The organism is Chitinophaga tropicalis (assembly GCF_009758205.1).
Classification (GTDB): Bacteria; Bacteroidota; Bacteroidia; order Chitinophagales; family Chitinophagaceae; genus Chitinophaga; species Chitinophaga tropicalis.
The window spans coordinates 289,314-304,584 of sequence record NZ_WRXN01000005.1 but is presented as its reverse complement, the minus strand read 5'-3'; the positions used below and the strand labels follow the sequence as shown (position 1 = coordinate 304,584).

Sequence of the window (15,271 nt, the reverse complement as noted above, 5' to 3'; positions counted from 1 at the left end):
ACCCTTAATGTTAACCGTTTAAAAATTGAAAAACATGAAATTTGTTTGTTCACGTCCCCTTTTAGCCTGCCTGTTCGCCATGCTCAGTTTCATGGCATGCCGGCGGGAAGAGACGCCGGTCCCGTCCGACGCTCTTACATTAAATGAGACAGCTTCCCTTTATACCACATCGGGAGGCGATGCAGCTATAGCTGTTTCCTGGTACGAGCTGCAGTTAAAACTTATCAGGGAAACCAGCGGATTTACACCGCCTGTAGCGGCAAGAGCTATTGCTTATACCGGTGTAACCCTGCATGAGGCAGTGGTATGGGGTATGAGAGGCATGCCTACATTGAAAGGGCAGCTGAATGGCCTTAATTATCTTCCCACTCCGGAAAGAGGTAAGTCCTATAACTGGTCTGTAGCTGCCAACAGTGCACTCGCTGCCATTACGAGGGATATGTTCCCGAATGCCAGCGCTGCCAACCAGGAGCTGATCACCCAACTGGAGATCAATAACCTGGAAGTGCTTTCAGACAGCTGTAACCAGGAAGAGGTGATCCGTTCTGTCAATTTTGGCAGGCAGGTAGCCGGAGGTATTTACCAGTGGTCTGTTTCCGATGGCGGCAAGGATGGGTATTTAAATACTTTCCCTGCTGATTATGTGCCTCCTGTTGGCCCGGGCTTATGGGTACCTACACCTCCGCTCTTCCAGCGGGCAATGTTACCTTACTGGGGCAACAACAGGCCTTTTATCAAACCCCGGAGCTCGGATACGGTATGGATAAAACATCCTGCGTATTCGACAGATACGGCCTCCACTTTTTACAAGGCGTCTTTCCTGGTGTACAACACCGTGAATACACTCACTCCTGAACAAAACCTCATTGCACGTTACTGGGCAGATGGCGGCGGCACTTTTACGCCGCCCGGCCATCTGATCGCTATTACGGCGCAGCTGGCAGAAGAACAGCATCTGTCTCTGTTTGCCGCTGCAAAGGTGCTTACACAGGTAGGCATTGGCCTGAACGATGCCGGTATACTCTGCTGGAAGTACAAGTATAAGTACAACCTGCTCAGGCCTGTTACCTATATCAGGGCACAGATAGATTCCACCTGGCTGCCGCTTATAGGCACACCTCCCTTCCCTTCCTATACTTCCGGTCATGCTACCTTTACCAGCGCTGCCGGAAACATCCTGGCTGCTAATTTCGGCAGCAGTTTTTCATTTACAGACAAGCAGAAAGTACCTGAAGGTTTCTCTCCCCGGTCTTTCAGCAATTTCCAGAGTATGATACAGGAAGCTTCTGTTTCCAGGGTCTATGGCGGCATCCACTACCAGTTTGATAGTGAGGCAGGCCAGACAACCGGGAAGGATATAGCTACGCGTGTATTGTCCTTACAGTATTGAATTAGTTCCTGTGGTAATTTAAAAGCCCGCTTTGATGAGCGGGTTTTTTATGCCGCAGGAATTCCCTATATTAGTAACGCTGGTGAGATCTTAAATCTTGACTCTAAAACACCACTTATGTTGGACAACTCTCTCTTACTCAGATGGGGTCTTATCAGTATGTTCACTATTTTCTCCCTGCAATGTAAGAACAAAACTCCTGAAGGCCTGCCCCCGGCAGATCCGGATAACGGCGGACTAATCCTGCCTGAAGGCTTTGATGCCCTGGTAGTGGCAGACAGCGTAGGCCGCGGAAGGCATATTACCGTGAATGATAACGGCGATATCTATGTGAAGCTCTCTTACAATGACATCATGAACGGCGGTGGCGGCACCGTAGGATTAAGAGATAATGACCACGATGGTAAGGCAGACGTCATTGCCTATTTCGGTGATTATAAAGATGAAGGCGGTCTACCCGTTGGTATTATGGTACATAACGGTTACCTCTATGTATCTACGCTCAGAAATATCCTCAGGAATAAACTAACTCCCGGTCAGCTGATACCTGACAGCAAAACAGAGGTCATCCTCACAGATGAAGACCCTGATGTAAGAAAACACTGGCATACCGCCAAACCTTTTGCATTCGATAATAAAGGCAATATGTACGTGCCTTTCGGCGCACCAACAGATGCGGCGCAGGACATCAACACTGCCGGTCCCGCAGGCATGCCCGGAGGTAAAGGTCTGGACCCGGCGCCAGACCTTAAATGGCATGCAGGCATCTGGCGTTTTGATGAAGCAAAGGAAGGACAGACACAGAAAGACGGTTATAAATATGCCACCGGCATACGCAGTGTGCTGGGCATTGCCTGGAACCCTGCAGACAATCACCTGTATGCGGTGATGAATGGTATGGACAACTTCCATACCCGCTACTCAGAACTGTATACTGCCTGGCAGGCAGCTGTGCTGCCATCAGAACCGCTGCTGAAAGTAACCGACGGATCAGATTTCGGATGGCCCTATGCCTATTATGACCATCTGCAGGGAAAGAACATGCTGCAACCCGGTTACGGCGGAGATGGTAAAAAGACCGGACGGACAGAGAAATTTGACGTACCGGTATTCGGCTTCCCGGGGCATTGGGCGCCTATGGAGCTGTTATTTTACCAGGGTGACCAGTTCCCCGAAAGATATAAGAAAGGAGCATTTATAGCCTTTCACGGCTCCACAGACAGGGCCCCTTATCCGCAGGCAGGCTATATAGTATGTTTTTTACCTTTTGAAAACGGCGCCCCTACAGGGAAATGGGAGATCTTTGCAGACGGATTTACCGGGGTGGATACAGTAGTGAATACCAGCGATGCCCATTTCAGACCTATGGGGCTGGCCACAGGTCCGGATGGATCATTGTATATCTCAGAGTCAAATAAGGGCAGAATATGGCGCGTAATGTACAAAGGAGACAGGAATAAGTTCGGTGAGTCCCAACTGGCAAAAATGGAAGAGAGAAAAAACCGTACCTACATCAAAACCCCTGACGAGGTAAAGGACAACATAGGCAAAGGCGGTGTGATGAACGGGCTGATCCTTTATAACTCCTATTGTAACAGCTGCCATCAGCGGGACGGTAAAGGAGATAATAACCGTTATCCGCCGCTGGTAGGTTCTGACTGGGTGAGTGGGCCCAGAGAACGGCTGATCAGGGTTGTACTGAACGGACTGCAGGGAGAGATCAAAGTGAACGGTAAGACCTATAACGGCGTAATGCCCGCACATGGCCAGGCCCTGGACGATCATGCCATTGCATCCATACTCACATACGTGAAAAAACGGTTCAATAACCAGGACAGCATCATCACTTCTGCCGAGGTGAACAAGGTCAGGAACAGTGGTAAATGATGTCCGTAAGCGGACATGCTGTATGCTGAAACCGGACAGGGAGCATAATGTAATTTGTTGGTTATCATGCGATTGTTATGGTGGTGTCATCTTTGCCTCTATAGTTGCACTGAAATCACAGATGTTATGTTCAAAAGTTACTTCAGAATAGCAATAAGGCAACTGTTAAAGCAGAAAATGTATACTACCGTCAAGGTAGGCGGCTTTGCGCTGAGTATAGCCGCCTGTTTGCTCATTGCTTTATATATCAGGCATGAGGTGAGCTATGATAGCTACTATCCCCAGGCAGACCGCCTGTATCGTTTGGTAGGAGAGCTTACTGACAATGGTATATCTCACAAAGATCTGTCCATGTTCCCGCCTATGAAAAAGGCATTGGAGGATGATTGCCCTGAAGTGGAGCTGGCCGCCAGGGTGCTGCGCAACCGCCTGTTCACAGGCGCCGGCAGCAACCAGATGAGGCTTGCAGATAACGCGGAAAATACATATGAAGATGGTTTTGCGTTTGCAGATCCGGAGCTCCTGGAACTATTCAGTATCCCTATGATCTATGGCGATCGTCAGCATGCGCTGGATGGCCCTAACACCATTGTGATCTCTAAAAGGAAAGCAGATAAATATTTTCCCGGCCAGGACCCCGTTGGTAAAGTGCTTATCTTAAATGACGACCTGAGTAAACCATACAGGATAGGAGGGGTGATGGCAGACTTTCCTTCCAACTCCCACCTGGACTATGATTTTCTCATTTCCCTTAAAGGCGTTGAATTATGGAAGGGGGAACAAAATTCCTGGGGCTCCAGTAACTATGAGATTTATGTGAAACTGCGTGAGGGTAGTGATCCGGAAAAGTTCAGCAAGACAATGTCTGACATTATACTGAACAAATATTTCATCCCGGAAATGAGACAGGCAGGTAACAAGATGGTCGAAAAAATAGGCACAACATTGCAGCTGAGGATCTATGCGCAACCGGTAAAAGATATTCATCTGAAATCGATCGGGTTTGAAGACAGCCGCCAGTATGGAGATATACGCCTGGTATGGCTGTTTGGCGCTATTGCCCTGTTTATCCTGATCATAGCCTGTATCAACTTTATTAACCTCTCCACTGCCAGATCCGCCAACCGTGCAAAAGAAGTAGGATTGAAGAAAGCAATAGGTTCTTACCGCAGTGACCTGGTAAAGCAATTTCTCGCAGAATCCCTGTTATACAGCTATCTCTCCTTTGCAATAGGAATTTGCCTGGCATGGTTACTCCTGCCATTTTTCAATACCCTGGCTGATAAATCCCTCTCTTTCCCATGGACGGCCTGGTGGCTGGCGCCTGTACTCATCACTGCTGCCTTCGTTATTGGTATAGTGGCCGGTATTTACCCCGCATTCTATCTTTCTTCCTTCAAACCCATTGCTGTATTAAAAGGCAGGGTAAGCAGCGGCGTTAAAAACTCAAATCTGCGCAGTGCACTGGTGGTTTTCCAGTTCACAGCTTCTATTATCCTGATCATCGGCACATTTGTGATTTACCGGCAAATGCAGTATATCCTTAATAAAGAGCTGGGATATGGAAAGGACCAGGTACTGATAGTGCAGGGAGCCAATCAGTTAGGACGGGAGGTGAATACCTTTAAGGAAGAATTACTGAAGCTGCGGCAGGTGAAAAACGTATCAATAAGCGATTTCCTTCCGGTAACCGGAACCAAACGAAATGGTAATCCTATCTGGAAAGAAGGAAAGACAAAGGAAGATGTGGACGTGCAGAGCCAGTTCTGGACAGTAGATGCTGACTATATAAAAACATTGGGGATGCAGATCGTAGCAGGAAGAGACTTTTCGAAAGATATACGTACAGACTCGCAAGGGATTGTCATCAACCAGCTGCTTGCTGCAAAACTTTTTCCCGGTGGTGAAGACCCGGTTGGAAAACGTATCACCAATGGCGGTTCAACATATACCGTATTAGGTATAGTAAAGAACTTTTATTTTGAAACCATGCGTCTCAATATTGAACCGCTGTGTATGACACTGGGCTACAGCCCTACCATGATAGCTGTTAAACTGAACGGGGATGGTAAAGATATGCAGCAGACAATAGCTGCTGTTACAAAGGTCTGGAAGGACATGGCGCCTCACCAGCCGTTCAGGTATACCTTCCTGGATGAACGCTTCGCAAATATGTATGCGGATGTGGAACGCACCGGCAATATTTTCACCAGCTTTGCAATCCTGGCCATTATTATAGCCTGTCTTGGCTTATTTGCCCTCTCTGCTTTCATGGCGGAACAGCGCAGCAAAGAGATCAGCATACGTAAAGTACTGGGGGCTTCCGTAACACAGGTCACCACTCTTATATCGAAAGATTTTGTGAAGCTGGTACTGATCTCTGTTCTGCTGGCGTCGCCCATTGCCTGGTATGCCATGAAACAATGGCTGCAGGACTTTGCCTACCAGGTAAGTATCAGCTGGTGGATATTCCTGGTAACCGGTGGTATTGTAATAGTAATAGCACTCATCACTATAAGTTTCCAGTCAGTTAAAGCTGCAATAGCTAACCCCGTAGATAGTCTGAAATCGGAATAGAAATAGTATGCGCAGGATCCTCATTTTTTTATACGGAATACTTGTCTTTCCATTGGTGATGCATGCAGGAAATATTCCTCCTGCAGATACCAGTCTGACCGATGATGAGAAGATAGAACGCTGGTTATTTGAACACAAGGTACCGGCATTAGGCATAGGCGTTATCAGGAACGGTACCTTACGGCAGGTGAGTGTATACGGTGAACTGAAAAGTGGCAGCCCTGCCCCTTTTAACACCATCTTTAATGTAGCCTCCCTGACAAAGACCGTTGTTTGCCAGCTGGTACTGGAACTGGTCAGTACCGGCCAGTGGGACCTTGATGAACCACTGTATAAATACTGGACAGATCCCGATGTGATCAGCGACCCAAGGCATGAGAAACTGACCGCCCGTCATGTGCTGACCCACTCTACCGGCTTTGTTAACTGGCGATGGCTGCACAAAACCGGGAAGCTGACCTTTGACTTTGAGCCCGGCACCCGGTTCCAATATTCCGGTGAAGGATATGAATACCTGAAGAAGGCGCTGGAAAACAAGTTCAATATGCCGCTGACTCAGCTGGCTGATTCCCTGTTATTTAAACCCCTTAAAATGAACGATACTCATTTCAGCTGGGCAGATGAAGTGGATGAAACACGGTTTGCAGTGGGGCATAATGAAAAGGGAGAACCTTATCCTGTTGAAAAATACACACGTGTTAGCGCTGCAGATGACCTGCTGACCACCATAGCAGATTACGGTAAACTCTCTCTTGCCGCCATGCAGGGAACAGGATTGTCCCGTAAGGTTTACAGGGAAATGCTGGAACATCAGCTAAAGATCAAAACAGATAAATACGTGGGCCTGGGCTGGATGCTATATGATAACCTGGGAAATGGGGAGTATGCTCTTTCGCATGGAGGTAGCGATAATGGATGCAGAACAATGGTATTCCTGTTACCGAAGTCGGGGAGAGGGTTGATCATTATGACTAATTCAGATAATGGAATGAAGATAATACCGGAGTTACTAAAATATTACCTTGGGGAAGCCGGAGAGAAACTATATGAGATAGAAATGAGTAAGGAATGATCCAGCGGCTTAACTATATGAAGAGGGTGCCTCATTTATTTATGAGACACCCTTTTTTTTATAAAGATATCGGAGATATTACCTGCGTTTTCTTCTTATCAGCATCACCGTAACAGCTACTACAATAATACCCGGAAATATCACCGCCAGCAACCATCTTAATCTTTCCACACCACTGGCATCAATGAAAAGCTGATCATCTTTTAACGGAGGTCTGGAAGTATCTATCGGGAACTCTCCATAAGTAAACCAGCGGAATAATTCAGTAGTGAAAATAAAATTAGCTGACTGAACATTGCTTCTCAGCAATTCAGAGTTGCTCATGAAATCAGCATCACCGGATACTATTATCTTTTGTTCCCTGCCATTATGTTTCCTTGTCAAAGCCACCGCCAGCGGGAAAGAACCATGCTCATCTTCCAGGCCGGCATGGAAAGTGGCGGTACGCAGACTATCATCTATAGGCGCTGTTCTCCTGAAAGAGTTAGCACTGTTGGAAACGATCAGTGGCGTAACAGTATAGACGCCGCCGGTTTTATAACTAAGCCCCCCGGCACCAGCAAACAGGATAGTGCTGCGCTGACGGAAAACAGGAGAATTACCGAGCAGCTTTAAACCAGGAGCAGACAGGGTTGTTTGTACAAGGACCGGCGACAATTCCTCGCTGCTCTGCAATATTGTACCCTTATTCACATGCACATCCAGCAGGCTCAGGATAGGCTCTGTCAACTCATTTCTTTGTGGTTCAGCTGCTATCAGCACATTACCTCCCTTCTCAATAAATGCTTTCACCTGTTCTACTTCTTCTACAGTATAAGGTGTACGTGGATCGGCAATGACCAGTACTGCAATATCATCCGGTAATGCCCCGTTAAACGCTGGTATTTCTATTACCTCAAAACCCTGGTTCAGTAGTGCGTGACGGAAGGTTTTCTCAATGGTAGACAGTTTGTAATCATTGTCTGCAATACGTTTGATACTTCTTTCATTATGACCACTCAGGAAAGCTACTTTAGGCACCTGCACAATAAGACGTTTTAATGCAGCAGTGATCTCTTTTTCGTCCGGCTGACGCATCAGGTCATTATACATTCTCAGGAATGTTTTCTTTCCGTTATATTCTACCAGCCTTACGCTTCTGTTACCTTCTGCTGACAGATCTATCTTTTGCCTGATCTGAGCAGGAGTGAGGAATTCATCCATATCCATTTTTACAGATGAAGCCACCCTTTTAGCCAGTTCTTTAGTAGATAATCCTTTGTTACGCTGGTATAGGTCAGGGTTGTTATCAGTACTATCGTAGTAATAAACATAATTCATTGTGATATCCGGCTTGAAGCGGATATACTTATCAAATCTTGCCTTGTCATCATTCCTGTATTCCGGCATGAAAGAATAGAAATTCTGGTCCAGCAGGTTCACATAAGCAGTGATAGTCAGCTGATCTTTCATTTTTGCTACTACTTCCTGGCTGCTCTTTGTCAGTGTCCTGTTCAGGTTACCGGTCATATCTTTATAATAGACAAAACCGGGACGGGAGGTCAGATATCCGGTTAACAGGCAGCAAACTACAAATACAGCATAACGGGTGATCTTTACAGCTGTGGACTTAGATTCTTTACCTGACTTCAGTTTGAGTATTGTCAAACCTACAAACAGCAGTATCACTATCATGAAATAGGCGATATCCCTGCTGGTGATCAGGCCCTCCACGAAGTTTTCAGATCTTCCTGAAATAGAGAGGAAGTAAGTGATGTCACGTACAAAATCTATATCCTGCCATAATTTACCTACATAGTTAAGTCCTGCCAGTAAGGCCAGGGTGCTGATAGCTGCTACTACCTGGTAAGTGGTAAGTGAAGACATGAACAGGCCTATGGCTGCATAGGCGCATATCAGCAGGAACAATCCCAGTAAACCGGAAGCAATGAAAGAGAAATAGGCGTCCTTCAGTACTATTGAAGTCACTATCCCTGTGATGAGCAGGCAGGTAATGAGCAGCATGCAGTAAAACACCATAGCCAGGTATTTACCCCATACCACTGCGCTTACTTTGACGGGAGATGAGAATACCAGCTTGATGGAACCACTGCCGGTTTCCCGGCTGATAAGCCCCATGGTGAGCAGTGGTATATATAAGTAGAGGTTTTCCTGCATTTTGGTGAAAAGACCGGCAAAACCGGAGTACAAATAGTTTGTAACGCTGTTGCCCATCATACCCAGCTGTTGTGATCTTTCCATACGTTCCAGCAAATGAGCATATTCCCATCCTGTCTGGACCATAAATATCACCAGTACCACCCAGGCTACGGGAGAAAAGAAAAGGTTACTGAGTTCCAGCCTGGCTATCCTGAAAGTAATTTTCATACTGAGAGTTTGTAATTATTTATTCTTGTTTGACAATTTTGCGAATATCTCTTCCAGGGAGCTTCTTTCCAGTTGTATCTCCCTGAGTTTCCATCCTTTCTGCACACTCATTTCCACCATGGATTCGGCAATGTCCGGCGCAGTATCAAAGTGAAGTCGTATACGTTCATTCTCAAGGAAGGCAACTTCAGTTATACCTGGTATTGCTTTCAGCGTTTCTTTGGAAGGAGGGTTGCTGAGATGCAGCAACATGGAATTGGGGGCTATATAGTTATTAAAGTCGTATACAGTACCTGAGAATACAACGTTGCCCTGTTCAATCATTTTAATAGTATCGCATGTTGCCTGTACTTCAGACAATATATGAGAGGAGAAGATCACAGAGCGTTCCTGTCCTATCTCTTTGATCAGCATTCTCACTTCTGTTATCTGGTTAGGGTCAAGACCGTTTGTGGGTTCGTCCAGTACAACAAGTTTAGGTTTATGGATGATGGCTTGTGCAATACCTACTCTTTGCTTATAGCCGCCGGAGAGATTTTTCAGTATCCTTTTACTGAAATGGGCTACACCACACCTTTCTTTTGCTTCTTCTATTGCCGCTTTTATCTGCGGACGTGGAATGAGCCGTAGATGGGCGCAGTGGGTAAGGTATTCGTCTACCGTCAGATCAAGGTATAATGGTGCATTCTGAGGAAGGAACCCTATCAGTTTTTTGGCTTCAATAGGGTTCTGGCGCAGATCGATATTATCTATCAATACGGTTCCTTCAGTCTGGTTGAGTACCCCGCAAAGGATATTCATAGTGGTAGATTTTCCCGCACCGTTAGAGCCCAGTAAACCTGTCACACCCTTGTGTTTGATGTCCAGGTTTATGTCCTTGATTGCCCAGGCACGACTGTACCTGTGTGACAGGTTCTCAATTTTTACAATACTTGTTTCCATATTAGCTGATTCTTTGCCGGATGATGGTAAAACATGCCCGGAGGTGGTTGTTTTACCACCTTCCGGGTTACATGCTTCCAGGAAATAACTGTTTAAATATGACTGTTAATAGTCGTCGTTTTGTTTGAGATTTGGGTTAGCATCTACGGCTGACTGAGGCAGGGGGAAATAAGCGGCGCGTGCCTGCCAGGTTGGCTTTTTAGCACCCAGCACCTCATTTATTTTACCAGTACGCTTCAGGTCCAGCCAGCGATGCCCATATTCATTAAAAAACTCCCTGCGGTTCTCAGCGGCCAGTTCAACAATGAGATCATCCTGTGAACTTGCTGTAGTAGCGCCGGTATTAGCCCGGATACGTACCTGGTCCAGGTCGGCAGTTCCTTCTGCAAGCTTCATCTGCTGAACCCTTGCTTCTGCCCTGATCAGGTATTGCTCTGCCAGTCGCAGAACAGTAGGCGCTTCCTGCCTGCCCAGCGCTGTAGCGTTTGTAGTTGAAGTTGCCCTGTATTTAAATGACTGATGATTCTTTACACCAGAGAAAGTAGTGTCCCTGATCCATTTTGCCTTACGCACATCTGCAGCAGAGAATGTGCTGTACAGGTCTTCCGTCAGGGAATATTGTGAGGAGGATGTTACAAATGTAGATCCTTCATAGGTATACCCTGAAGTTGGAGAAAGATAAGGACCATACTGGAAAATAGCTTCCGCATTGGCTCTTACAAAGCAGTTTTCAAGGCTGGCGGAAGGTATGAGAGAGTACAACCCCGCACTATCTATCACTTTGGACGCTTCCAGTTCTGCCAGCTCCCATTGCTTATTGTACAGGTACACTCTTGCCAGCAGGGCGCATGCCGCCCATTTGGTAACAACTGTTCTGTAACCGGGAGATTTACTGTAATTGGTGGTCAGGTTATTACGCGCTTCTACCAGGTCCTGGATGATCTGCCTGTTGATCTTTGCAATACTGTCTTTAGGAGCAAGAGATGTTTTGGTTACATCTGTTTCCAGGATCAGCGGCACTTGTCCAAACAGGTTAGACAGGTAGAAATAACAATATGCACGCATGAACTTAGCCTCTGATGTCAGGCGCAGTTTTACGCTGTCTGATAAGGCAGTAGAGGATTGCGCTCCTTCAATGAGACTGTTGAAGCGATAAATGCCCTGGTACATACTGGTCCAGATATCATTTATCTGGTTCACAGCAGAGGTGCTTGAAGTGGGCAGATATGTATTCTTTGTCAGCTCATCAAAATTAGTGCTTGACAGGTGGATCACATCGTCAGAAACAAGCGATGTGGTAGTTGTCATCCCGTATGCAAAAGAGATGGAGTTGAAAGTACTGGAAAACGCTCCTGACAGGGCAGCCAGCGCCAGCTTATCAGTGCTGTAGACCCGTGAAGAAGATGTTTCTGTTATGGGCGCAGGAATATCTATCATTTTCTCGCATGCAGCAAGAGAGGTGACAGACGTTAGCCCGATGATTATATTTCTCAGAAGTTTATTGCTTAACATCGTAATAGTTTTTAAAAGGAAAGTTTGAACCCGGCGGAGAATGTGCGTAAAGGAGGCAATGATACCCCTCTTGACTCCGGATCAAATCCCTTGTATGATGTAATGGTGAACAGGTTCTGTCCCTGTATGAACAATCTCGCCTGGTATATGTGTGCCCTGCGGATCAGGGACGGAGAGAAATCATAAGAGAAAGAGAAGTTCTTCATGCGTATAAATGAAGCGTCCACAAACGTTCTGTCAGATGAAAAATAGTTGGATGCGGCAGCATTGTATGATGCCAGGACTGCCTGCTGATTGGGGCCTGTTGCGGCAAGATATTCTTCCAGCACATCTTTAGACAGGTTATAGCTATAACCAGGAGGGTAGATTCCGGTTGATGACAGGCTGCGTCCTTTCTGTTTCACGAACTGGAATGTAAAGTCGAGTGTGAAATTCCGGTAAGTGAATGTGTTGGTAAGACCGCCATAGAATTTAGGATATTGCGTCCCCACAAAATACCTGTCGCCTCTGCCAATAGCTGCAAGACCGAATGTAGTAGCTTTATCGCCATTCAGGTCTTCCATTACAGGTAAGCCCAGGGAATCATAACCTGCATATTTATACACGTAAGTGCTGCTTACCGGGTTACCTACAATGTAGGTAGTGTAGTAAGAGCTCTTTTCAATATTCGGGAAAGCCTTCAGTTTATTCCTGTTGGCAGAGATGTTGAAATTGGTAGACCAGGTGAAGTATTTACTGCGGATGTTCACTGAGTTCAGAGAGAATTCCAGGCCTGAGTTCTGTACCTGGGCCGGCAGGTTAGCCTGGTAGCTGGTAAAACCTGTCTGGGAGCTGAGGGTATAGCTTACCAGCTGATTGCCGGTGGTGTTCCGGTAATAGGCGGCTGTCAGCTGTAACCTGTCATCCAGTATACCCAGCTCTAATGCTCCTTCCAGTTTTTTTGTTTCTTCCCAGCGGAAGTTGCCGTTTGCTATACGGGAAGGCACCAGTCCTGTACTGCCGTTAAGGGAATAGGTGGTTGTGCTGTATGAATCCAGGTAACCGTAGTTGCCTATATTGTCACTACCTGTAATACCATAGCTGCCACGCAGCTTGCCGCTGCTTAACCATTTGAGGTGGTTGTTGAAGAACGATTCTTCCGTAAATAACCATGCAGCCCCGATGGAACCAAAGTTGCCGAAGCGGTTATTTGGCCCGAAACGGGAGGAACCATCACGCCTGAAGATAGCGTTCAGCACATATTTGTCGTTATACACATAGTTCAACCTGCCCAGTATGGAAGCAAATTTATAGTCAGTAGAACTGGAGTAAGTGCTCACTGTTGCAGCGGAAGTAAGATTTTCAATGAAATCGTCAGAAATGAAATCAGTAGCTATTACATAATAAGGCTGGCGTGAACGGCGGTACTGCCAGGAGCCGCCCACCAGGGAAGATATCCGGTGTTTGCCGAACAGCTTTGTATAGCTTACCTGTGGCTCAACAATGTAGTTTTTGGTATAGCTGTAAGCAAAGGCTGCACGGGAAGCGTTGGTGGTATTTACCTGGTCCTGCGATGATTGGGGTGTCAGCTGCGCCTGTTCCATATCGGCTCTGCCAAAGCCGCCCAGTACCTTGAACTCCAGCCCTGTTACCGGCTCATAGCGCAGGTTGAGGGAAGTGTTCAGGTTGGTGGATTTGTTCCTGTTGGTACGCATCATCGGGCCCAGTGGATTCTGGGAGAAGAAGTCGGTAGACCAGTAAAGGCTGCCGTCCGGATTATATAAAGGGAAGTTAGGAGCAAGCTGGTATGCGCGGGAGGTAAGGTCTTCAACGGCCAGTGTGTTATTATCTGCTGTATAGGTGGCACTTATTGCTGCTTTGAACTTATTGTCTGCGCTGCTGTGGTTGAAGCTGAAGTTGGCGCCGCCACGTTTATAGAATTTATCCAGGTAGTAGACGGTGGTTTCATGGTGGTAGGTACCGCTTAACAGGAAGTTGTTGTGGAGATCGCCGCCGGAAAGGCTCATGTTAAGGTCTGTGAAGTTAGCGGTATTGCCTATCAGCAGCTTCTGGAAGTTGGTGTATTTATTCTGGTCCCATACCATCAGGTCAGGTGCATTGGCCGCTGTTGGCGTGAGTTTGGAGTTTTCGAAACCTTTCCGTCTCAGCGCCAGGAATTCTTCTGTATTGAGGGTAGGTACCAGGTGAGATACTTTAGACATACCGGTGTTCATATTAATGTCCAGCCTTGTTTTACCTGCTCTTCCTTTTTTGGTGGTGATGAGTATCACGCCGTTGGCGCCCCTGGAGCCATAGATGGCAGTAGCATCGCCGTCTTTCAGTACTTCAATGCTCTCAATATCTGAAGGGTTGAAGCTGTTCAGCGGGCTGGTAGCACCATTTGCGCCGTTTATCACGTTGCCTGTCTGGGCGTTGATGGCGTCTGACAGGAAGGGAACGCCATCCACTATATATAATGGCTGTGAAGTTCTGAGCATGGAGTTCACACCACGTACCTGTACGTCCATAGATGCACCGGGAAAACCATTGTTCTGTACAATGGTTACGCCGGCCATACGGCCCTGTAATGCCTGCAGTACGTTGGTAACAGGCTGTCTTTCTATGATCTTTGAATTAACGCTGGTAACGCTGCCGGTAGACAGGCGCTGGGATTCTGTGTAATATCCCTTATTGATGACAACTTCCGTGAGTTTTTTGGTGTATGGCTCTATAGCGATAGTGCCTATGTTGGCACTGGTGATCTTTATTTCTTTAGTTACAAAGCCTACAGAAGTGATCATCAGCATATCCCCGATATTGGCTTTGATGCTGAAGCGGCCGTTTTCGTCTGCCGCTACCATTAATCGCTGTCCTACTATATGAACGCTGGCGCCTGCCACTGGTTCATTGGTACGGGCATTTACCAGTTTACCGGTAATGTCCTGCATGGTAACAGATTCCGGAAGATAGCGGTATGTTGAGGTGGAAGGAGCAGGTACAGGACGTTCGGTAATAAAGATGGTATTGTTCTGCATGCTGAATTTGAGCGGCTGATCTTTTAAGAGCAGCTGCATAAACTCTTCCACCGGCATATTGTGTACATCCAGTGTAACTGGTTTAGCTGTGCCCAACACCTCTTTTGAATAGGCCACCATGTAACTGGTCTGTTTTCTTACAACCTGTAAGACCTTTTCCACAGGCATTTCTTTGCCTGATAGTGTGATTGATTGTCCGAATCCTTTTGCTGCAACATTTAATACTATTGCAGTCATGAGCACGAAAGTTAATTTCATCGCATTCACTGTTGTTCTGTTCAAAACGCCCCTTGTTATGGCCGGCGTGATTTTGGTTGTCCTCCAAGGTAACAGGAAGGCTGCGGCTGCCTTGTAAAAGGCACGCAAAGCCCCCTCCACACATTGGTTGCAATGTGTTTTAATTTGCATAGATTTGCAATGTTTGGGATGATGTTAATAATAATTCTAAGCCAATTGTTGTACTACTGAATTCCCAATATGTAACCGGTGGCGGGTCCAATCGCCATCGGT

At 46.6% G+C, this 15,271-nt stretch carries 8 protein-coding genes; 4 read left to right on the top strand and 4 right to left on the bottom strand.

Translation table 11 applies throughout. The annotated features are described in order from the left end of the window. Positions 1 to 34: 34 nt before the first annotated feature. The 4 genes from GO493_RS13760 to GO493_RS13745 all read left to right on the top strand — a co-directional run bounded on the left by GO493_RS13760 (position 35) and on the right by GO493_RS13745 (position 6,926). Positions 35 to 1,390 carry a vanadium-dependent haloperoxidase gene (locus tag GO493_RS13760; RefSeq protein ID WP_157306758.1) on the top strand — a complete coding sequence of 452 codons (1,356 nt, stop codon included), beginning with the start codon at positions 35 to 37 and terminating at the stop codon, positions 1,388 to 1,390. 117 nt (positions 1,391 to 1,507) lie between these two features. Beyond that, complete coding sequence (locus GO493_RS13755) at positions 1,508 to 3,277, top strand: c-type cytochrome (RefSeq protein ID WP_157306757.1); 1,770 nt, start codon at positions 1,508 to 1,510, stop codon at positions 3,275 to 3,277. 126 nt (positions 3,278 to 3,403) lie between these two features. Then, positions 3,404 to 5,854: an ABC transporter permease gene (locus GO493_RS13750; RefSeq protein WP_157306756.1), complete on the top strand. Its 2,451-nt coding sequence runs from the start codon at positions 3,404 to 3,406 to the stop codon at positions 5,852 to 5,854. 7 nt (positions 5,855 to 5,861) lie between these two features. Next, positions 5,862 to 6,926, top strand: coding sequence for a serine hydrolase domain-containing protein (locus GO493_RS13745; RefSeq protein WP_157306755.1), 1,065 nt, complete (start codon positions 5,862 to 5,864; stop codon positions 6,924 to 6,926). A 78-nt stretch (positions 6,927 to 7,004) separates the two neighbouring features. Here GO493_RS13745 and GO493_RS13740 read toward each other — a convergent pair whose 3' ends face one another. The 4 genes from GO493_RS13740 to GO493_RS13725 form a co-directional block, all read right to left on the bottom strand. Beyond that, on the bottom strand, positions 7,005 to 9,293 hold the full coding sequence (locus tag GO493_RS13740) for a Gldg family protein (protein ID WP_157306754.1): 2,289 nt from the start codon (positions 9,291 to 9,293) through the stop codon (positions 7,005 to 7,007). 15 nt (positions 9,294 to 9,308) lie between these two features. Continuing rightward, complete coding sequence (locus tag GO493_RS13735) at positions 9,309 to 10,235, bottom strand: ABC transporter ATP-binding protein (protein ID WP_157306753.1); 927 nt, start codon at positions 10,233 to 10,235, stop codon at positions 9,309 to 9,311. A 105-nt stretch (positions 10,236 to 10,340) separates the two neighbouring features. Beyond that, positions 10,341 to 11,747 (bottom strand): RagB/SusD family nutrient uptake outer membrane protein, encoded by a 1,407-nt coding sequence (locus GO493_RS13730; protein WP_157306752.1) that lies wholly within the window; start codon positions 11,745 to 11,747, stop codon positions 10,341 to 10,343. Between the two features lie 11 nt (positions 11,748 to 11,758). Continuing rightward, entirely contained in the window at positions 11,759 to 14,998 is a 3,240-nt protein-coding gene (locus GO493_RS13725; protein ID WP_198315708.1) for a SusC/RagA family TonB-linked outer membrane protein, read from the bottom strand. Between the last annotated feature and the right edge of the window lie 273 nt (positions 14,999 to 15,271).